Annotated in this window: 14 protein-coding genes; 7 read left to right on the top strand and 7 right to left on the bottom strand. The window is 42.4% G+C overall.

Annotated elements, in window-relative coordinates:
- Positions 1–438: 438 nt before the first annotated feature.
- Both AC2SLM_RS06905 and AC2SLM_RS06900 read left to right on the top strand, forming a co-directional pair.
- On the top strand, positions 439–651 hold the full coding sequence (locus tag AC2SLM_RS06905) for a hypothetical protein (protein WP_486543028.1): 213 nt from the start codon (positions 439–441) through the stop codon (positions 649–651).
- 3 nt (positions 652–654) lie between these two features.
- Positions 655–1,488 carry a hypothetical protein gene (locus AC2SLM_RS06900; RefSeq protein ID WP_486552833.1) on the top strand — a complete coding sequence of 278 codons (834 nt, stop codon included), beginning with the start codon at positions 655–657 and terminating at the stop codon, positions 1,486–1,488.
- A 216-nt stretch (positions 1,489–1,704) separates the two neighbouring features.
- Here the strand turns inward: AC2SLM_RS06900 and AC2SLM_RS06895 are convergent, their stop codons facing one another.
- Entirely contained in the window at positions 1,705–2,736 is a 1,032-nt protein-coding gene (locus AC2SLM_RS06895; protein ID WP_486552831.1) for a restriction endonuclease subunit S, read from the bottom strand.
- 438 nt (positions 2,737–3,174) lie between these two features.
- On the opposite strand from AC2SLM_RS06895, the gene AC2SLM_RS06890 reads away from it, so the two are divergent.
- From AC2SLM_RS06890 to AC2SLM_RS06880, 3 genes are all read left to right on the top strand, one after another.
- Positions 3,175–4,383, top strand: a complete 1,209-nt coding sequence (locus AC2SLM_RS06890; protein ID WP_486552829.1) for an alanine racemase — start codon at positions 3,175–3,177, stop codon at positions 4,381–4,383.
- Positions 4,371–5,708 (top strand): D-arabinono-1,4-lactone oxidase, encoded by a 1,338-nt coding sequence (locus tag AC2SLM_RS06885; protein ID WP_486552827.1) that lies wholly within the window; start codon positions 4,371–4,373, stop codon positions 5,706–5,708. The genes AC2SLM_RS06890 and AC2SLM_RS06885 overlap by 13 nt, the downstream gene beginning before the upstream one ends.
- A 599-nt stretch (positions 5,709–6,307) precedes the next feature.
- Positions 6,308–7,414 carry a WG repeat-containing protein gene (locus tag AC2SLM_RS06880; RefSeq protein WP_486552825.1) on the top strand — a complete coding sequence of 369 codons (1,107 nt, stop codon included), beginning with the start codon at positions 6,308–6,310 and terminating at the stop codon, positions 7,412–7,414.
- 105 nt (positions 7,415–7,519) lie between these two features.
- Here the strand turns inward: AC2SLM_RS06880 and AC2SLM_RS06875 are convergent, their stop codons facing one another.
- From AC2SLM_RS06875 to AC2SLM_RS06855, 5 genes are all read right to left on the bottom strand, one after another.
- On the bottom strand, positions 7,520–8,149 hold the full coding sequence (locus AC2SLM_RS06875) for a glutathione S-transferase family protein (RefSeq protein WP_486552824.1): 630 nt from the start codon (positions 8,147–8,149) through the stop codon (positions 7,520–7,522).
- Between the two features lie 26 nt (positions 8,150–8,175).
- Entirely contained in the window at positions 8,176–8,853 is a 678-nt protein-coding gene (locus AC2SLM_RS06870; RefSeq protein WP_486552822.1) for a type 1 glutamine amidotransferase domain-containing protein, read from the bottom strand.
- 76 nt (positions 8,854–8,929) lie between these two features.
- Positions 8,930–9,979 carry an NADP-dependent oxidoreductase gene (locus AC2SLM_RS06865; protein WP_486552821.1) on the bottom strand — a complete coding sequence of 350 codons (1,050 nt, stop codon included), beginning with the start codon at positions 9,977–9,979 and terminating at the stop codon, positions 8,930–8,932.
- 164 nt (positions 9,980–10,143) lie between these two features.
- Positions 10,144–11,352 (bottom strand): iron-containing alcohol dehydrogenase, encoded by a 1,209-nt coding sequence (locus AC2SLM_RS06860; RefSeq protein WP_486552820.1) that lies wholly within the window; start codon positions 11,350–11,352, stop codon positions 10,144–10,146.
- A gap of 438 nt (positions 11,353–11,790) precedes the next feature.
- Positions 11,791–12,405: a TetR/AcrR family transcriptional regulator gene (locus AC2SLM_RS06855; RefSeq protein WP_486543004.1), complete on the bottom strand. Its 615-nt coding sequence runs from the start codon at positions 12,403–12,405 to the stop codon at positions 11,791–11,793.
- A 423-nt stretch (positions 12,406–12,828) separates the two neighbouring features.
- Here AC2SLM_RS06855 and AC2SLM_RS06850 point away from each other — a divergent pair, with 423 nt between their 5' ends.
- A complete protein-coding gene (locus AC2SLM_RS06850; RefSeq protein ID WP_486552819.1) occupies positions 12,829–17,703 on the top strand; it encodes an NAD-glutamate dehydrogenase in 4,875 nt (1,624 codons plus the stop codon).
- A 24-nt stretch (positions 17,704–17,727) separates the two neighbouring features.
- Positions 17,728–17,934: a hypothetical protein gene (locus AC2SLM_RS06845; protein ID WP_486552818.1), complete on the top strand. Its 207-nt coding sequence runs from the start codon at positions 17,728–17,730 to the stop codon at positions 17,932–17,934.
- Between the two features lie 200 nt (positions 17,935–18,134).
- Here the strand turns inward: AC2SLM_RS06845 and AC2SLM_RS06840 are convergent, their stop codons facing one another.
- Positions 18,135–22,223, bottom strand: a complete 4,089-nt coding sequence (locus AC2SLM_RS06840) for an AAA family ATPase (RefSeq protein ID WP_486552817.1) — start codon at positions 22,221–22,223, stop codon at positions 18,135–18,137.
- Between the last annotated feature and the right edge of the window lie 193 nt (positions 22,224–22,416).

Raw genomic sequence — 22,416 nt, 5'->3', positions numbered from 1 at the left:
TAGATTTATTTAAGATAAGCAAGCGTACCTTATCATAATATTTATGTGACGATACAGCCAAAAGCATGATGTCTATAAGTCACTATGCAGAGCGTACAGCACTGCCTAAGTAGCCAATCCCGCTTTCCGCTATATCTGCTTGCTTATACTCGGCGTTGGCTAAGTGCTGGCATGTCTCTTGCTTCGCGTAGCCACGCCAGCACTTGCCACCGCAAATCGCCTATTCAAGCAGTATACCGCTGCAATCGGGGCTAAACCGCACCTAAGGCAAAGTTTGCAGCTATAAATTCAAAAGGTTCAACAAGTAGTTTTTTTAAAATTTACTTTAATTATTCTGCAATGACACACAAAATTAATATTGCTTGTTGCCCCAAAAAGTAGTGTAATAGCTAAGATATATGAATACCATCGTAGAATATATTTATAAAGGAGATGGATATGAAAAATTCAAGAGAACGTAACTTCATAGAAAAAGCATTTGGAATTAATAAACCGAAGGTTAAGTTAAGTCGTAACGGTAAGCTCTTAATTGATGAATATGGAAATGTTAGATCTAACTACAATAATCCAGAAGTGAGAGCTAAATTAGAAAGCCAAATATCAATACAAGCAAAAATGTCATCACTGTCGCCTGCTTATGAAGACAGTTAAACTATGGCTGTTCTCGTTGTTCTTTTAATTCTCTTGCTTGGGTATAGAATAAACGCAAAGGTAGATGAAAAGAACTACAAACTCAAGCGAAGTTCTGGTTGGGTTTCATATGTCATGCTAGGTGCTGATGGTGCAATTTCAGTTGCCATAGCTAGTTCAGTGTTAGTAATGATATATATTATTCTTTTATTTATAGGTAGCCTACTATCGTGGGATATACTTAATTTAAACGTGTTTGAACCTCATATAACAACGCTTATTAATAACAGTTACGTAAAACTAATTTTCGGTCTTATAGTCTTGATAGCGTCTTTGATCGTTAATGAAATACGTTTGAACCTACTAGATGCCGCACCAGATTTAAGTGCTTTAAAAAAGTTAGATGGCATGATGAGCATTATCATAACAGCGCTTGAAAACTCTTCCTATCTCAAAATATCTCTTAGTTCAGGCAAGGTGTATGTCGGTGTCTTGCTCAAAGAAGACTTTAAGAGTGGACCTGATGAAACCTTGATTATATTACCTATGTTAAGTGGATACCGTGCCAAAGAAAACCTACATATGCACTTAGACTGTAATTATTTAGAGGTCTATCTAAAACATGGCATTGTTAAGAAAACATCTAAAGGCATCTGTTACAATCCAGAACGTGCTGATAAGGCTTCAATGCTGATTCCTGTAAGCGAGATTGAGTCAATATCGTTTTTTGATATCAATATGTATCAGGACTTTAAAATAGGTAGTGACACTGTTGACCAGTTTAGATCTCTTCAAACACCAGAGCCAGACTCACCTATACACTTTGATATTATGAATTATCTCTGTAGAAATAAATAGCAATTTCCAATGTTTTAAATACCATTTGATTACACATCCAACCTATTTGGCAGTCCAACCTAATTCATAATTACAGCCTATAAATATTACAGTCAAATTCGGATTATTTTTATGGGGCGTCATAGTGCCCTGTTACCATTTTTGAAATGCAGTATAGACTTTGGTGAATAATTTTCTGGATTTCATACTCATCACTGTGTGCAAACTCCTATAATTTTAAACGGTAGATACCACCTTAACCCGCTTTTTACCCGTCAACAACACTTGCATCAACGCCTTTTTCTCCTGCTTTAAATCAGCAAGCTGTTGCTCAAGCAATTCGATTTCTTTATCGGCATTGGTTAATACCGCAGCGATTTTTTGTTGTTCTTCGAGTGAGGGTGGTACAGTTAGTTTATAGGCTTTAATATAGTCAGTAGTAACACGTCTATGACCCGCTGACCCTTGCATATTTAACTTACCCCGACCTCTAAATATGTCTGTTAAACTTAAGTAATATATAAACTTGGAACAGGTGTATTTATTAGCTCTAAGTACGTGAAATTCAGTTGATCCAAAGCCAATTCTATTCATTAACCCTTCAACAAAAGCACCTTTCCCATTCTCAAAACAAGGTGTAATTTTCGCAATCAATACATCATTGTCTGCAAATGAAGTAAATCCTTTTGATACGTCTTTGTAGTCTTTAATATCTTGTTTTATAAGTTTTGCATCTTCAGATAATGCATCCATAGGAATAAATGAAACTTTACCATCTTTAGGTTCATCTGGTTTTTTTGGATTAATCAAACAAATATCTTCGAGCTTCATGGTCACTTTGGCAATAGGGCGGAAATTCTGATCTGAATAAGAATAAATAAGGGTGTAATTGTTCGCAAGCATGAACTCATGAGGAATATAATAATCAATACAAGCGTTTTGAAGTACCTCTTTTGAAGACAGCTCCTGTGCAATGGCTGCTTTATCTTCATCATTAAAAGGGATAGTATAGATTGCCTCAAAGTTACCCAAATAAGGCGTCATCATTGCGCTATACATTTGGATAAAGCTATTCAGATTTGTTGGCAAGGATTGTGCATATTGATTCGTGGTGTATCTAAAAAACTCTGTCACCAAAGCCTCGTCATCTATATATACATAGTTCTCGTCAACCAGACCGATAGATTTTAACGTTTGATCGACATCCGATTCAGCAATCGCAGTATGGCAGGTAAATAGGCTGAATAAAAACAAACATCCCTTTTTCATTGCATGGTCCAATTAAGTAGTTATTAAACAGGTATTGGGTCATCATTTATCAAGCGGTTTATCAGGCAGCTTATAGAATAAATAACAGGGTTTACCTATGATAAGCGACAGCACCGCTTTAGTCTATGTTTAGAAGAATATTGAAAGCCGAAGACAGTTATCCACATTGTGCATAAAAATTCAAGACTCAGTGGTAGAGAGATAAGATTGAGGCTTTACTTAAGTGATATAACGACAGTTAGCGCTTGTTTGTGTAATTGCTGTACTAATAAATATTGACAACAAGAAGCGCTTTATAAGGGTATTTTTATGATGTCAATCATATTTAATGGAAAAAGCCCTAAAGCTTATGTAGGAAAAACATTAATTTTTTAGTATCATGCTTAAGCAACAATATAAACACTAGTCTGTGTTTTAGAATCATAAAAGGACCGTAAAATGGATTTTACGAAAATAATCCCACCTAATGCCCCCAGTGCGTGGCTCGATATGGACGCACTTGACCACAATATTAAGCAGGTCAATCGACAAACCAAAGCCGTTTATCTGCGCCTAGCTACCAAGTCAATTCGCTCTCTTGACGTTCTTAACTATATCCGTGATAAATCGCCGCATTTTATAGGGTTGATGTCTTATGCTGCCGACGAATCGCTGTATCTATTGCAAAATGGATTCGACAATATTCTCTGCGCGTATCCTACGATAGATGTCCAAAGCGTGGCTCAAACTTTTGAATATACGCAGCAAGGCGCGACCATGGTATGGATGGTAGATCGCCCTGAGCAAGTAGACCTGTTAAGCCAAGTAGCCAAAGAGCACAATACAACCATTGAGGTATGTTTGGATATTAATATGTCCATGCCGCTGCCTAAGCTGTATTTTGGCACCAAGCGCTCGGCGCTCATGAACAAAAAAGATGTTAAGAATTTACTCAAATATATCAATAATCATCGTCACATCAAAGTAGCAGCACTCATGGGCTATGAGGCTCAAATTGCTGGTCTTCCAGAGCATCTACCGGGCAAAACCATGCTCAGCCCTGCTATCAAAATGCTCAAACAGCGCTCTAAAAAACAAGTCAGTCAGCGCCGTGGGTCACTGGTCAAATGGATTGTTAAGCAAGGCTATGACTTAAAGATTGTCAATGGCGGCGGTAGTGGCAGTATGGATTTCACGTCTAGTCAGCCAGAAGTGACAGAGATTACCGTGGGCTCTGCTTATTATAAGCCGGCTTACTTTGATTATATGGACAGTATGAATGAGTATCAGCCTGCGGCAGGTTTTGTATTGCCAGTAACCCGCCAGCCTGAGAAGAAGGTCATAACTTGTCACGGTGGCGGCTTTATCGCATCAGGCGCAACCGGTATAGACAAAGCGCCTGTGGTGCAGCACCCCAAAGGACTATCTATCTTATCCGATGAAGGGTATGGCGAGGTGCAGACACCCTTTGCTGTAGATATAAAGCAGAGGCCAAATGGGCAAGTGCCGGCAATCGGCTCATATGTCTGGTGTCGTCATGCGAAGGCAGGCGAGCTGTGTGAGCACTTTAATGAGCTGGTTTGCTACCGCAATTCACAAACTGTAATGGCAGAAGGATCTGCCCGTACTATGACAACGTATCGAGGAGAGGGAAAATGTTTTCATTAAAACAGTGGCAAAGCAGTAATCATTGGGAGAATTGGGTCAGTTACGTCACTGCCGAGCCAGAACAAAAGCTGACACCATCGTCGGTCGAAGAGCTACAACAGATTATTAAAACAGCGCGCGCAGAGAATAAGCGAGTACGAGTTACTGGTGCGGCGCATTCGTTTAGTGGCTGCGCTAAGCCTGAAGAGATAGCAGTTAGTTTGCATAACATGCGTGGTCTAATCTCTGTTGATAAAGAGAATAAGCTTGCGACCTTGCATGCCGGCACTTATTTATATGAGATTGGTGAGGCACTACGAGAGCATGGCTTTGCGCTTGAGAATATGGGTGACGTGCAAGCACAGACTATTGCTGGCGCTGCCAGTACGGCGACGCATGGCACCGGTATTACTCTAGGTTCTATTGCCAATCAGGTCGTGGCGTGGGAGTGGGTAGATGGGCGCGGTGAAGTGCATACGCATAGACGTGGTGACCCAAAAACCGATGAACTGGGCAATGCGCTGCATGCAAGTCTGGGTATGCTTGGTGTATTTACCAAGTTGACCATTAAGGTGGTTGATTTGTATGGCCTACGCGAATCAAATGAGCGTTTAGAGTTTAAAGAAGGGCTGGGAGGGTTTCATGATGCCGCACGAAGTCATAGACACATGGAGTGGTTTTTATTCCCTGGTACCAACAAGCTACAGCAAAAAACCTTGTCTGTGATACCACCGCAGCCGATGAAGCGCAGTCAAAAAATTAAAGATGGCTTTGACAGCATAGTGACTTTAAACGGTGCCTTTTACTTGTTATCAGAAATAGCACGCATGAATCCTAAATTGACCAAAAAGGTTAGCCAGATATCTGCAAACTCTATCCCGAACACGTACCGTGAAGGCTATAGCTATGAGGTTTTCCCGACGCCGCGTGGGGTAAAGTTTAACGAGTCTGAGTACTTTATTAAGCTATCAGACTTTGATGCCTGTATCACCGAGGTCAATGATATTTTGCTCGCTGATAATAAAAACTCGCATTTCCCAATTGAGGTGCGCACCCACAAAGGCGAGACTGGTATGCTAAGCCCGACTCAAGGCGAGGACTGTGCGGTATTGTCCTTCCACGTCTATAAAGGCATCGACAGTGAGCCGCTGTTTAACTGGGTCTATGAATATATGAAAAAATGGCAGGGCAGGCCACATTGGGGTAAGGTTAATAAGCTAACCACTGATGAGTTGCACGCCTTATATCCTAATTTAAACCGCTTCTTGCAAATTCGTAGCGAGTACGACCCTAACAATGTGTTTATGAACACTTGGTTTGAACAGAAGTTTTTTAACAAAACATAGCGCTCTGATAGCCAATTAGCTAAAGGAATAAGCCGTTATATTAGAAAGCCTGATTTATCTATCAGGGCCTTCTTTAGGGCGTGTGGAACATTCGACCATGGCACTGGCGGCGACTATTTTTTAGTCAATATGCAGTGAAATTTTTGACGCTTAGTCATTCTAAGTTAGACAATTTCGCAAACTATTGGCAAAAAAGAGTCCCGCCCCTGAGAACGGATTAAGCAAAGCACTGCTTTGCCCGTTCGCAAGGCGAGAGCTGTGCTCGAGTGAGGCTGATGCTAAAATCGCCCCAGACGTTGTTGCAAACCTAGTCAAGGTCTAGACATTAACGACGGTTTACGCCTAGTCTGAAACAATTTTAGCTATCAGCAGTGCTAATTTGCGAATGTTCCACACGCCCTAGTATTGCTTAATTGAAATAAATTAATAAGAGGGTGGTTTACACACTCTATTTCTGTTATTTTTATTATGATAGGCGAAGCAGGCGTACGCTGAGTATGTGCTTCGTCTTTTTTTTAGCAAAATTTCTGTTCGCTAAACAGTATTTAGTTTCGATTGCTTTATCCATTCTCAAAAACCCCCGTAACACTCAATATATTATGATGCCAAAATCTGTCAGTAACCGACGCATGACTTTTAAATTCAACAAGGGCCCTGCTTATGCAGTCGCTCTCAAAGTACTGGCCATCAGTGCCAGTCTTGGCGCGCTTAGCACGCCTGCTTATGCCTGTCAGATTCCCAAAAGCTATTACTCCAATGTGTTTTGTACTGCCAGTGACAGCTATTATTTGGCACTAAAGGACTCTGGTCAGCCAGTCGCCTTGATTAATAAGCAAGGGCGTAGGGTGGCGGATTTATCACGCTATAATGCTGTGGATGTCAGCAAAATTAATAGTGGCCTGTTGCCAGTACAAAGAATGGGGCGTGTGGGCTATGTCAATATGTCTGGCCGCGAAGTGATTCCTGCGATTTACGATATGATTAGAGGTGACAATCAGACCAAGGGTTGGTCACGAGCGGTGAGTAATAACCGTATTGTGGTCAAAAAGGGCGGCAAATTTGGGGTCATTGACACCAATAACCGTGTTATTGTGCCGTTTTCGTCCAATTACCAAAGCATCAGCGACTATACCAATAACCTTGCCAGAGTGAGTACTCGCAATGGCGTTCAGTGGTTTGATAATCAGGGTAAGCCAACTGCGGGACCGAATAGGCCCATTGTTGTTGCCAGTCGACCTGCACCTACGCCCGCGCCGACAGTGAGCCATGACTTGAAGCCTGTGACTCGTACGCCGGCTGCTGTCGTTCGCTCAGAGCCGGCATCTACTGCGGTTATTGAGCGACCGATGCCAAGCTTGATGGGCAGAGAAGTAGAAGTGTGGCAACCGGAGAAGCGTGATGGTAAATGGGGTTTTGTGAATAGAAACAGCGTACCTATGATTACCTTCTCTTTTAATCAGGTCATGCCTTTCTCTGAGGGTCTTGCCGGCGTGCGTATGGATGATAAATGGGGCTTTGTGAATTTGGCAGGCGAGCTGGTCATTCCTTTTGATTATAATGAGTCAGCCGTTAGCCGCAGTAGAGACGCGACGTATAAAGGCGCTCAGCCGTTCGTCTTCACTGGTGGCAAGGCTTGGGTGGGTAATGCTGCAAATGGAGCGCAGATGTGTATTAACCTAGAGGGTAGATATGTCAGCTGCCAGTAGAACGCCTGTTTGCCGATACTAAAGAAAACGAGCTTGCGTAAAAAAGCAGACCCATTTTAATGAGTCTGCTTTTTTTGACGCTATATAAGTGATATCAAATGCCCATTATTTTGACATATCGTACTTCGCCTCAAGCTCTAAAGCACGTTGGTGGCTCTCAAGCTTGGCCAAGTTTTGTGCATAGGCTTTGATATTTGGATACTCATCCAACAAGCCGCGCTGATCTAGCATAATTAAATCAAAGGACAGCATAGAATCAGCACCGGTTAGTTTATCGCCAACGATGTAGGTTTTACCCTCTAACTCATCGTTTAAGTAACTAAGCAAATTATGCTTCTCTTTAGCGATATAACCGTTCAAGAAGTCATTATCAGTCACACCAGCTGATTGAGTAAATAGCTCAAGCAATAAAGGAACCATCAGCGAGCTTTCTGAAAAGTCCATCCATTGCAAGTAGCTAGCATAATCTTTGCTATCGATAGCAGGGCGCAGACGATCAGCATCAAATCGCTCAATCAATACTTGGGTAATGGCGCCTGATTCAGCAATCACTTGACCATCGAGCTCAATAACAGGCGACTTACCCAGTGGATGAATCTCTTTTAAGCTTTCAGGCGCTAAGTGAGTCTCCGCATTACGCTGGTAGCTGACTACGTCATAAGGCTGACCCAATTCTTCAAGTAGCCATAAGATACGTAGCGAGCGTGATTGATTTAAATGATGTAAGGTAATCATAAAATAATTCCGAGTAGAGGTATTAATTAAGCTTGTAGTTTTTTGATTAAGCGTTTGGCAACGTCCTCAGATGAAGCAGGGTTTTGACCAGTTATTAGTAGGCCATCTTCTACCACATATGACTGCCAATCCGCGCCTTTCTCATACTTACCGCCATTGTCTTGCAGTGCATCTTCTAATAAAAACGGCACCACGTCAGCTAGACCAACGGCCTGTTCTTCGGTATTACTAAAGCCGGTTACTTTCTTATCCTTTACTAAATACTCACCACTGACTTTTACATTTTTAAGCGCCGCAGGCGCATGGCAAACGAAGGCTACTGGCTTATCGGTATTTACAAAGTCTTCAATTAATGAGATTGATTTTTTATCAATCGCTAAGTCCCACATTGGGCCATGGCCACCTGGGTAGAATACCGCGTCATAATCGGCAGCATTGATATCAGCCAGTTTATGAGTGGTCGCTAATTGCTCTTTTGCCGCAGTGTCTTGCTTAAAGCGCTCGGTAAATTCAGTCTGAGCGTCTGGCGTATCACTGTTTGGATCAAGGGGTGGTTGACCGCCGGCAGGTGAGGTCAAAGTAATATCTGCACCGGCATCTTTAAATGCATAGTATGGAGCAGCAAATTCTTCTAACCAAAAGCCTGTTTTCTTACCCGTATCGGCAAGACGTTCGTGTGAGGTTAATACCATTAAGATTTTCATAATTATCCTTCTCATCTCTTCTTATGTAACTGCTTATATCTAGTGCTGTGTGGTAAGCGCCTTGTTGCTACTCGGGTTATTCTGGATCAGCAACTTTAACTACGGTCTTACCGAAGTTATTACCCTCTAGCATATCCACAAAGCCTTGTGGCGCATTGCCTAGACCATCAACGACGTGTTCTTTGGTTTTTATTTTGCCCTCAGAGACCCATTTACCCATGGTTTGCAAAAACTCTGGGAAGTGATCACCATATTCTTCAAAGATAATAAAGCCTTTAACGGTTAAGCGCTGTCTTAAGATAGTGCTCATCAGTAAGCTTAAACGGTCTTTACCATCTGGCAGCTCAGTTTGATTGTAGTGTGCGGCAAGGCCACATACTGGAATACGTGCATGCGCGTTTAATAACGGTAATACCGCATCAAACACACGGCCACCGACGTTTTCATAATAGATGTCAATGCCGTCAGGACATGCTGCGGCTAACTGCGCTTCAAAATCGTCAGCGCGGTGATTAATACAAGCATCGAAGCCTAATTCTTCAACCGCGTATTTGCATTTATCTGCACTACCGGCAACACCGACAACTCTTAGGTCATGTAGTTTACCTACTTGACCGACCGTTGCACCCACAGGGCCTGTTGCTGCCGCTACCACTAAGGTTTCGCCTGCTTTTGGTTTACCGATATCAGTGAGACCCATATAGCCTGTGAATCCTGGCATACCAAGTACGCCCAAGCCATATGATGGATTGGTCATGTCGTTGGTTAATTTATAAACGCCCTCGCCATTGCTGACGCAGTAGTCTTGCCAGCCTGAATAAGCAATGACGATATCGCCTTTGCTAAAGCCATCTACATTAGATTCGACCACTTGAGAGACGGTCGCGCCTAACATCACATCACCCACGGCTAGCGGGTCAGCGTAGCTTTTGGCATCGCTCATACGGCCACGCATATAAGGGTCAAGCGATAGATATAAGGTGCGCAGTAGCATCTCATTATCGCCGGCGCTAGGAATCTCTGAGGTTGTTAGTTCAAAGTTATCATCAACTGGCTTACCCTGTGGACGGCTGGCAAGTTTAACTTGACGGTTGGTGTTATTTGATTGAATTTTGTCAAAACTCATGGTTTTTATCCTTATTATTTATAGTATTTCTTATATGAATTGTACGGAGTAACCAGCACCCTGCTAATTGGCTCAGTGGTCATTGTAGGTCAGCCAATTAGCAGGTCTGTCGTGCTTTTGTTGGACTATGCACAAGTCTAGTAACAGTGCCTAACGTATTTCTATTAAGCTTTTGCAGCACGTTGTAAGATACGGCGTGATACTTCTAAATCATTGGATTTATGTTCACCAAGCTCAGTCATACCATGTGCTTTTAGCTGGTTAACGATAGGTTCAATCGCAGTATCATCTAAATCAGCATCCAGAAGATTGATAGGCAATCCTAACTCTTTAAAGAAGCTTTCAGTACGTACAATCGCTTCTTCAATCACAGCAGCGTCGTCTTTACTATCATCAGCATTGATGTTCCAAACTTGACGTGCATATTGAAGTAGCTTGTCTTTTTTGCTGTCTTTTAATTCACGCATTAATGAAGGAAGTACGATAGTCAACGTACGGGCATGGTCAATACTGTGTAATGAGGTTAGCTCGTGGCCAATCATGTGTGTGGTCCAATCTTGAGGCACGCCAGTACCGATTAGGCTGTTTAATGCCATAGTTGCAGTCCACATGATGTTTTTACGTACTTCTAAATCATCTGGGTTTGCTTTAACGGCTCTACCTTCACTGATAAGAATTTTTAGTAAGCTCTCTGCAAAGGCGTCTTGTACTTTAGCATTCACTGGGTATGTTAAATACTGTTCCATCACATGTACAAAGGCATCAGCCACGCCATTCATCACTTGACGCTCAGGAAGCGTTAAGGTTTTGGTAGGATCTAAAATTGAGAACTTAGGATAGGCGAGTGGGTTGCCAAACGGAAGTTTTGCTTGACGTTCGCTATAGTTGATTACGCCGCCTGAGTTCATTTCAGAACCGGTTGCAGGAATGGTCAAAACCGCACCCAAATCAACCGCTGAATCAATATCTTTGGTATAGCTGGTTAGGGCATCCCATGCTTGATCACGAGAGACAGTGCCATCTTCTTCTTTTAGATGAGAAACCAACGCCACAAATTTACTGCCATCAATTACTGAACCACCACCGACTGCTAAGATAAAGTCGATGTTGTTTTCATTAACCCTATCTGCTGCTTTCATTAGTGTGGTGAACTCAGGATTTGGCTCAATACCACCAAACTCAAACACTTCACGAGCGTTCTCACCAGTATTAAGGGCGTCTTTTACTTCATCTAAAGTACCAGTACGTTTGGCTGAGCCACCGCCGTAAGTGATTAAAACACGGGCATCGTTAGGCACTAGGTTTGATAATTCTTTGATTTGACCTTCACCGAAGACAATGCGAACTGGGTTGTAGTATTGAAAATTGTTCATAAAAAATCCTTAAGATTTGGGTTGATTCTAAAATAAGCTTTTATTAAAGGGGCTTGATAGCTTTGTCTGTCACTAAAACCAGTTGCGGTATGTAGTAGACGGCTTTGCTAGTCATCAACTGACAATGCTATGAAGAGATAGCTATCTATAACATAGCTGCTTATCATATTGTCGGTATAATACATTATTACTAGACCGGTCGGCTAGTAACTTTACAAAACGACATAATTAACGTTCTATTGTTGAGCGTCAATCAGGTAGAACAGAAGTCAGTATAGATTGATAGAGCAGATGATAATGTGACATTAAGTCTAATTAGCCTGCTGAGTCAATTAGGCTAAGTGTGAGGGGTTAAGCTGATAGGTTAAGCGAGAAAAGTTAACAGATAAAGACAAGGAATACGTTATTCGGCTGGCAAGTTAATCCCAGAATATGAGATTAATGGCCAAGCTCAGAGGTAGTCATCTGCCATACTTCAGTCAGTGAGTCATTAGAGCGACTGGTCTTGGCAATCAGACTGGCGCCAAGCCATGCATAATACCAACGTTTAGCAATACTCTCTGCCGCAATATCTTCGGTTTTGGGTATTGAGCCATCTTCCCAGCCATCTTTGATTTGCTCGCTAATCCAGTTGATAGTTTGCATATATCCGCCGGCCAATGCCTCACGCATCGGGTCTGAGATATCAGATACTTCACCACTTAGCTTAACGACTAAGCACTTCTCATGGTCGCAGCCATTTTGCTGAGTGTTATACCAGTATTGAAAATAGTTATATAGCTTTTGCTGAGCGCTGATGTCTTCGCCAGATATAGACTCAAGACGGCTTTTATAATACTCAAAGTAGCCTTTGATAATGGCTTCACCAAACGCCTCTTTAGAGGCAAAATAATGATAGAACGAGCCCTTAGGCACGCCAGCGGTGTCTAAAATTTGCTTAATACCGACCGCAGTAAAGCCTTTATTGGCAAGCAATTGGTAGCCAGTTGCCAATAAGTGGGATTTTGTATCTCCTACAGGGGCGTGTAAAAAATCCGAGTTATTGGAGCTCATAATCGTGTCCTTAAATTAAACACTTTTATTGATAAAGGTGTTTATGCAATAGAGTGATAGTTGTTAATTTATGGGGTAAATAAGAATTTTCAAGATAGTAGAGTTTAGACGAATCGTTTATTAACTAACCATTTTAACATAATAAGCAGTTGTATAATCAGCTATAAAGATTTACAAAGGTAAGCAGTAATTTGGCACTATCTGAGTAATTCGACAATTTCAAGAACAGTTTGTTTGCTAACCCCCTACTAATAATTATGATTGGGCGGGGTATTGATGAAACATTGTTAAACGCTTTAGTATCAACCGAACACGGAGTAGAATCTAGACCTAAAGCTCATGTAATTATGGCTCTATAATAATTTGTTTTTATAACTAATAATCAAAAAACCAAACAATAAACAATCAACAAAGGGATCTCTAATGAAAAACACGCTTTCTTTAAGCGCTGAACGTCTTGAAAATATATGCAATATTGCCTGCGGCTATGTCAGAAAAGACAAAGAGCTGCTACAAGACTTTATTTCTGTCTATTATCGAAGCCTAGCCGCACGTGCTGCCGAGCGCGAGTCTGATGTCGACTTAGCCGGCATGGCGCTTCACCATTTTGTGTTATTAAAATCCTATCAAGACAATCAGCCCGCACTAAGATTATTTAACCCAAGCGTGGAGGAGCAGCATTTCCACAGTAGCCGTACTGTGCTGCAATTGGTTGCTTACAATAGGCCGTTCTTAGTGGATACACTCACCATGTGTATTGAAGCGGAAGGTCTAGAAGTGCACCGTATTCACAATACCATTGTTGATATCGAGCGAAATGATGCGGGCGAAATCACCGGTATTGACGATGTACAAGATAGCGATACCCGCTATTTTTCATTAGTGCACTGCGAGATTGAGCGTACCGATGATCAGACCATGGAGGATTTGGGTAATACTATTAAATATAGGATATCTACCTTAGATACCGTGGTTGGCGATTGGCAAGCCATGCGCAGTAAACTTAAGCAGATTACTGATGAGCTTGATATGGTACCTGTGCCAGAGGTCTATCATAGCGCGCAAGAGATTAAAGCGTTTTTAGAGTGGATTGCCAATGACAACTTTATCTTCTTAGGCTTTAGAGAGTACCGTATTGAAGGGGGTGAAAACTTACAGCCTAAAGATATCGATGCGTCAACAGGATTATCTGCCGATGCCGCAGCGACTATTGATTTGATTTCGGTAGCTAATAGCGGTTTGGGATTATTAAATGGCGTGACCAAAGACACCCCGTCAAGAAGCTTTGCACAGCTGCCAGATAGCTTAAAAGCCTTAATCATCATGCCGCGCGTGGTTCTGCTGTCTAAATCTAGCCAACAATCACCGATTCATCGTCCGGTGTATATGGATTTTCTAGGGATTCATAAATATGATGAATCAGGCCGTCTGATTGGCGAATACCGCTTTATTGGTCTATTAACCTCACAAGCGTATCAGCTTAGCGTACAGCAAATCCCATTACTGCGCGAAAAAGCCAACAAAATCATGGAGCAGGCTGATTTCCCTAAAAATGGCTATAACTATCACAAGTACATGCACATCATTAATACCTTGCCACGTGATGACTTATTCCAGGCAAGTATTGATGAGCTGTATCCGATTGTTTCAGGCATTGCCCAGTTAAAAGACAAAAAGCGTTTACGTCTGTTTAGTCGTGTCGATCATTATCAGCGCTTTGTATCCTGTCTCGTTTATATTCCACGTGATAAATTCAACACCAACATGCGCTTGAAGGTACAGCAAGCATTGGTGGATGCCTTTAATGGGACCTCTTCTGGATTTACTACGGAATTTGATGAATCGTACCATGCCCGCGTGCACGTGCATGTGCGTACTGAGCCAGGTCAAGTCAATGAGGTCGATTTAGAACAGTTAGAAGATGAGCTCAATGGCTTAATGGAAGATTGGAGCGATCAGTATCAACAAGTGATGGTAGCAGCCTTAGGTGAGCAAAAAGCCAATAGCCTACTAAAACGTTATTTGAATACCATTCCTGCTGCTTATAAAGAGCGCTTTGATGTGCGCACTGGTGTGGCAGATACCAAGCGTCTGGCCTCATTAAGTGACAGCAATCCAATGATTTGGAAGCTGTATCAGTCAACCGGCGATGACAGTAATCAGCTGCATCTTAAACTATATGGTCTTAATCAGCCGACAATCTTGTCTAATATCCTGCCAATTTTAGAGAACTTCGGTGTGCTGGTGGTTTCTGCGCAAACCTACGAGTTTGATGTTCCTGAGCAGCCAATGTGGCTACAAGAGTATGAGCTGACACTGCACAATGCAAAAACCATTGATTTAGCTGTAGTGCGTGAGCAATTTGAAGATAGCTTGGCGCAAATTTGGGCAGGGCGAGTAGAGAGTGACTCACTAAATGAGCTTGTGTTAGCGACTCGTTTGGGGACTTTTGAAGTGGTGGTACTGCGTGCATTAATGCGCTATATACGACAAGCCAAAGCACCATTCTCAAGTCAATATATTCAGCAGACTTTGGTGAAAAATGGCGACATCGCAGTGATGATTGCGGACTTATTTGATGCACGTATGAACCCTGAGTACTCAGAGGACGTGCGAGCCGACAAGTCGCAAGCCTGCCAAGAGCAATTAAAATCGGCGCTGGCCAAGGTAGAGAGCTTAGATGAAGATAGAATTTTGCGATGGTACTTAGATTTAATTAACGCCATGTTGCGTACCAACTTTTATCAACGTGATAATGAGGGCAATCGTAAAGATAGACTGTCCTTTAAGTTTGCAGCCGATAAGATACCAAACCTTCCTAAGCCGAAACCTATGTTTGAAATCTTTGTCTACTCACCACGTGTTGAAGCCATTCATTTACGCGGCGGTAAAGTGGCACGTGGCGGCCTGCGTTGGTCAGATCGTATGGAAGACTTCCGCACCGAAGTATTGGGTCTAGTGAAAGCACAAATGGTCAAAAATGCGGTCATTGTGCCAGTAGGTTCAAAAGGTGGCTTTATTGTTAAGCAAAAAAGTCCTGCTGATGGCCGAGAAGGGTTCCAAAAAGAGGGTATTGAATGTTATCAAACCTTCTTACGCGGTATGCTTGATGTGACTGATAACTTAGTCGATGGTGAGGTCGTACACCCAGACAACACTGTGCGTCACGATGAAGATGATCCATATCTAGTTGTGGCAGCCGATAAAGGCACCGCTAGCTTCTCAGACATTGCTAACGGCGTGGCGGCAGAATATGGCTTCTGGCTTGATGATGCGTTTGCCTCAGGCGGTTCGGTCGGTTATGACCACAAAGCGATGGGTATCACTGCCCGCGGTGCTTGGGAGTCGGTCAAACGTCACTTTAGAATGCTTGGCCTTGATATCCAAAATAAAGATGACTTTACCGTGGTCGGTATCGGCGATATGAGTGGTGACGTGTTCGGTAACGGCATGCTGTTATCAAAGCATATCAAACTACAAGCCGCCTTTAACCATCTGCATATCTTTATTGATCCGAATCCCGACACTCAGGCGTCATACGAAGAACGTGAGCGTCTGTTTAATCTACCGCGCTCAACGTGGGATGATTATAACAAGTCATTGATTAGCCAAGGTGGCGGCGTATTCTCTCGCTCGGATAAGTCCATTAGCATTACCGATGAGATGAAAGAAGCGTTTGATATCGAGGAAGACAGCCTAACACCGAACGAGCTGATTAGCCGTCTATTAACTGCACCGGTTGATTTGATTTGGAATGGTGGTATCGGTACTTATGTGAAGAGCCGTGAAGAGAGTCATGCCGATGTGGGCGACCGTGCTAATGATGCGGTGCGCGTTAACGGTGAAGATGTGCGCTCTAAAGTATTTGGTGAGGGGGGTAACTTAGGCTGCACGCAGCAAGGCCGTATTGAATATGCTTTACACGGTGGCCCTGATGGTAAGGGTGGTCATTTATATACTGATGCTATCGATAACTCAGGCGGCGTAAACTGTTCGGACCATGAAGTTAATATCAAAATCTTACTTGGCAAAGTGGTCGAGCAGGGTGATATGACCACTAAACAGCGCAACGACTTGTTAAAGAGTATGACCGATGAAGTGGCGCAACTGGTACTACGTCAAAACTACTTGCAGCCACAAGCGCTAGAGCTTAGCCATATAGATGGTGCAGATAATCTAACCGATCATAAGCGTATTATTGATTATCTAGAGGCGCAAGGTCGTCTTGATAGAGCGATTGAGTTCCTGCCTAGCGATGAGGTTATTGAGCAGCGCATGAAAGCGGGTACAGGCATGAGCCGTCCTGAGCTTGCGGTTATCTTGGCTTATGGCAAAATGTGGGTGTATGAGCAGCTATTAGAGTCAGACTTACCTGACGATTCGTACTTTGTGAATGAGCTGCGCAAGTATTTCCCAGATGAGCTGGCAAGTCGCTTCTTTGATGAGATGACTCGTCACCGTTTACACCGTGAAATTATCAGTACTTATTTGACCAACAGTGTGGTTAATCGCCTTGGTATTGAAGCTATCTTCCGTCTGTTTGAAGAGACCAATCAAGGTGTAGCCACTTTAATCCGCGCTTATGCGATTGTACGCGATATTTTTCAAGTAACCGACAGTTGGAAGACGCTTGAATCGCTGGATAATGAAGTTGATGCGGTCACTTTACTACAGTTAGAGATGCGCATCCGGGCGGTGTTAGAGCAAGGTATCGTATGGCTAGTCAATGCCTTTGGTAGTGACTTGCAAGTGGCATCAACTATTGATCGCTTCAAAAATGGCGTCTCTGAATTAACCCAGTCGCAAGGTATTATTGCGCAGCAGTTTGAAGCGCATTTAAAAGAAGATGTATCAGAGCTAACCGATTTAGGTCTAGAGAAGACGCAAGCACAAAGCTTTGCTATACTGCCATACGCTATCGATGCCCTTGATACAGCTTTATTAGCTGAGCAGTATGATCGTCCGGTGGATGAGATTGCGGAGCTGTATTTTGAGGTGTATCAGAACTTGCATATTGACTGGTTAATGCTGCAAGTTGAGCATCTACCGCAGCAAGACCACTGGGACAGACGTGCTCGCTATGCGCTGCTAAATGAGCTGACACGTAGCCTGCGTCAGATGATGAATAAACTGTTGTCGCAAGAAAAGCCAGCTGCTGCACTTGAGCAATGGCAACAAGCGCATCAGCAATCTATTCAAGATATGGCCAATCAGATGTCTAAGCTCAATGGTACAGAAGTTGGTTTATCAGCGTTATCAGTGATGATTAGCGAGATTAACAAGCTGATTTCTGAATAATTCACGTCAGTTAAAGGATTCATAATGCAAAAATTGAAAGCTAAAGAAAAATTTGCGGTTATTTTTGCCTTCGGTATGTTGGGTATTCTTGGTTTTGGCCTAGTTTACAATGATAGCGATGTTGGTGATAAAGTCGAAAACATGGATACGGACTACGTTGTTGCTAATGAACTGCGCTCTGATCAGATTGACCAAAGTCGTTTAACTCAACCAAACCAAACCAAGCAATGACTAATCAATCGACTAATAATAGCCAAATGGTCACTGTTAGTAGCAGTCAGTAGATTAGGGTTTAATACCACTCTGGTGAATAACCCTTTAAGATGCAAACTCATATATGCAAAAGCCACGCTAATAGCGTGGCTTTTGTTTGTTATAACAATCAAAGTATTCACCTGCCCCAATTTCTTTAGGATTATCTCTAAAGAGAATTAATCTTTAATCATAGAGCACCCTGCACCGCTAATCTGACTGTGCCCACCCGATATCTTTTCTACCTTAATTTGAGTGAGTATTCGCTCTTTTAAGCTCTGAACATGTGAGATGACCCCAATTAATTTCCCCTCAGCTTGCAGGTTAGTCAAAGTATCAAGGGCAATATCGAGCGAATCCTCATCAAGTGTGCCAAATCCTTCATCCAAAAATAGAGAATCAACGCTGATATTTTGACTTGCCATTTTGGACAACCCAAGCGCCAACGCTAAACTAATAATAAACCCTTCACCGCCCGACAAATTCTTGGTGCTACGAATCTCGCCACCTTGATAGTCATCAATGACGTTTAGCTCTAGTGGATTTTCCTCATCACGGGTCAGCAGGTAACGGTCACTCATCTTTTTAAGCTGGGTATTGGCATTGCTGACCATGATTTGGAAGGTCAAACCTTGCGCAAAGGTGCGATATTTTTTGCCATCAGCCGACCCAATGAGCTCGCGTAAATTACGCCAAACTGCAAATGATTGTTGTTGCGCTTTAATTGCCTCAAGCTGTGCCTGTTGATTGGCTTTATTGGCTTCATTGTCTTTAAGTTTTTGTTCAAGTGCACCGATTTGTTTATTAAGCTCTGATATCTCACCTTCTATTGCTGACAGTTTGGTTGTGAGCGTAGTATTATCAGTAGCATCGTCCTCAACCAACGGATTAGCCAGTTTTTCTTCTAGTTGTTGTTTACTATCCTCAAGTCTATGTTGCGCAATTTTTAAATCACTGTCTATCTGCTGTTGTTGTCTGGCTAATGCCTCACGAGTCTCACGCTCCAACATGGCCTCTTTAAACTCACTTTCATCATCAAAGTTATTATCTTTTAACAAGCCAGCGAACACAGTTTGTTGCTGGTCTAACTTTTCACTGGTTTCTGCTATTACTTTATCCAGTTTTAACCCTTGTTGCTTAAGTTGTTCGATGCGCTGTTGGTTATTATTAAATGATTCTCTCACCTTAGATAACGTTAATCTGGCACTATCCATCGCCAAACGCAGGCGTTTATCAATGGCGTCTATATCTGCAACTTCATAAGCAGGAGCTTCTTCGTTGCTGGCTTTATCCTCAACATCAATATCAACATTCTCAACACTGGGCACCTTAATATTAAGCTCACTAACCATCTTCTGATAGTGCGTTTGTCTGTTGCCTTGTAGTGTTGTTAGCTTAGCTTGCAAATCATTAATTGCAGTAGATAAAGAATCTCGTTCACTTTGCAATTGTTCTAGCTGACCCTTTAAACCCACAATTTTGGTAGTTAAATTACTGATTTCATTAATAAGCGATTGGCTAAGTTCTCGCTGTTGGTTATAGTCCTTTTGCAGTTGTTGCATTTCTCTACAATAGGTGCGCAGAGTTTCAATATACGTTTCAGACTCAGGTATGGTTAGAACCTGTTTATTGGTTATAGAGTCACTTAATTCATTCAATTTAGTAGCAAGGATTGTCCGCTTATCCTGATCATCATCCTTATAGGGACTGGCTAGATGACGGATAGACTGAACCAAGCGCTCAATCTCTGTAAAATTACTCTCAATATAAGCGTCATCACTGGCAACTTGTTGTTGACTCAGTTTAATCTCTGTTTCGATATCATATATTGCTTGCAAAGCAGAGTGGGCATTATCTTGCAGAGCTTTAAGTGCCGTTTCGCTTTGGTTAATATCGTGCATTAACTGATCGTGATCATCAAGCACCGTGTTAAGCGCGTCCTTTTGCGATGCTAAATCCTGTATAACGTTTTGCAATAGTGATATTAAATCATCGGCTGTCGCTTTTGCATTTATTAGCGCTTCGTTAGAGATATCACTAGCAGGTTTATCAAAATCAGGCTTATTTAAATGAGCTTCCAAAGTCATTTGAGAATCATTGAGTTTCGTCACTAATGAATATTTATCAAAACTCTCTACAAGCTTAGGGCTAACGTTATTTAATAGTTGTTTAAAGGTCGCTATCTGTGAGTGATTATCAACGACTAATTTTGATGCTTGAGCTAACTGCTCACTTAACTGCTTTTGATAACCGTTCAGCTCATTTTTCGAAGTTGCCAAATTAATTTTATCTTCAGCAATAAGCCTCTCGATATTTTTAATTTCAATCGACAATTCACCTAAACGGTTTTTAAGTTCAGCTGTGGGTGAGGGCTTATCTAAACCATCTTGTGACATGTTCTCTAACGACGGATGATTGCCTGCATAAGGATGCTCAAGCGACCCACACAGCGGGCAAGGCTCATCGTCTTGCAACAGATGTACAAAATCCTCAAGCTTAGCGACCTGTTGCAATAGCTCTAAATTGGTCTTTTTATCTTCATACTCGGTATTCACTCTATCTAGCGTCTGTTCATTCTCCTCAATACGGTGCTGAAACTTATCAATGTTAACTTGACTACTGGGTAGTAAAGAAAGAGACGCCTGTACTTGTGAGGTAAGCTCACCTATCTGACAAAATTGCGCCCGCATATCACTAAGCTGTTTGCTACTTTGGTCGATATGGTTTAGTTGATGACGTAGCGATTGTAGAGTTTGCCCTTGCAGTAAGTTACGATGCTGTGACTTTAAAGATTCAACCTCTTGTTTTTTACTTTCAATTTGAGCATCCGCTTGTTGCTGGCTACTCTTGAGCGTTTCAAGTTTCTGGGTTAACTGCGCCAATTTACTCAACGCCTGACTTCTATGTAACGCCTTATCCGCATTATTGCTTAACAAGCTTTTAATCTGCTTCCCAAGCTGATGAAATGACTCAATATGGCTGACAAGTTGCTCATGATGCGAGTGAGTAGCAAGATAATCGGTTGCTTGATCCAGCTGAGTCTGCAATTGCGCTTGATCAATTTTAGACGTCTTTAAAGAAGTGTTTAACCCATCAATATTGGTGGTCAGCGAGTTATAACGAGTCTGTTGGTCATCCAAACGCTGTTGAAACTGCAAGATTTGACCATTGAGCTCCCTTATATCACCTATAAGGGGTTGCGCTTTTTCATACTGATCAGACGCCTTTTGCTCAGCTGATAGGGCATGGTCTAAATCAACCTTATTTTGGGTAAACTGACCTTCAGCCTCTGTCAGATCCTGCTTACATTGATTCTGATCTGATTTTACGCTATCCAATTGTTGGCGATAGATCACCAGTTGATTAAAGTCATTGCTAATTTCAAGCGCCTTATTTGCCTTATCCAAACGCTCGGCATCCGCAGTAAATTCTAACTTCGCCTGCTCAGCATCCTGTACATCTTGCTGATACTGATTTTGCTTACCTTGCAAATCGGCAACCGCATCTAGCCACTTAATCTGCGCCTCAAATCCTGCCTGCGTGGCTTTCTTAGTATCAAGCTCACTACTCAAAGTGCCAATCATCTGTTGATATTCTGCTTCGGTATCAGCATCCAAAAGCGACAAACTATCTGCCACCGCTTGCATTTGCTCAAGCTCTTCCTTCTCGATACGGAACTTCTCATGCACGTTCTTAGAGATATCGGCATAAATCTGTGTACCGGTAATCTTCTCCAAAATATCGGCGCGTTCATCTGCTTTTGCTTTTAAAAATGCCGAAAAACTGCCCTGCGCCAGCAAAATAGAGCGGGTAAACTGCGAAAAATCCATCGACGTCAGTTCAATAATTTTCTTCTTAGTCAGCGACGATTTTTCCTCTAATACTTTATCGCCCGCACTCGGATTATCGATATTTACTTCGGCGATCTCATGGGTCGCACTCTGCAAATTCCCATCAGACTTGCCATACGCTCGGCGTTGACCCCAACGACATCGGTACTGTGACCCGTTCAGCTCAATCACTACTTCGGCATAACATTCACCCGTTTGCCGTGTCATCACATCATTGGTTGAGGTAATCTCACCAAGGCGAGGGGTCGCCCCATACAGCGCTAAACAAATGGCATCCAAAATCGTGGTCTTACCCGCACCCGTCTGCCCGGTAATGGCAAAAATCCCTTCATTTACAAACGCCGAATCGCTAAAGTCGACATGCCATTCGCCTTTAAGTGAGTTTAAGTTTTTGAGTCGTAGTTCGATTAAGCGCATGATGTCATCTTAGAGTTAATATTGGAAATTAGAAGTTAAAAGGGTACTTTGAAGTTAATCAGGATTGATAGCTAATCTCGCTACTATCTTGTCATCTTACAGGGGCGAGCACTAAATCCAGAGTCGTTCCTGACTCAGCGATAACGCTTCTAGCTAAGTGCTCGCACCCTGTAAGATGACAAGGATATCCACT

It is taken from the genome of Psychrobacter sp. CX16, from assembly GCF_057396245.1.
The sequence above is the reverse complement of the archived record's forward strand: the minus strand, read 5'-3'. Positions and strand labels throughout refer to the sequence as shown.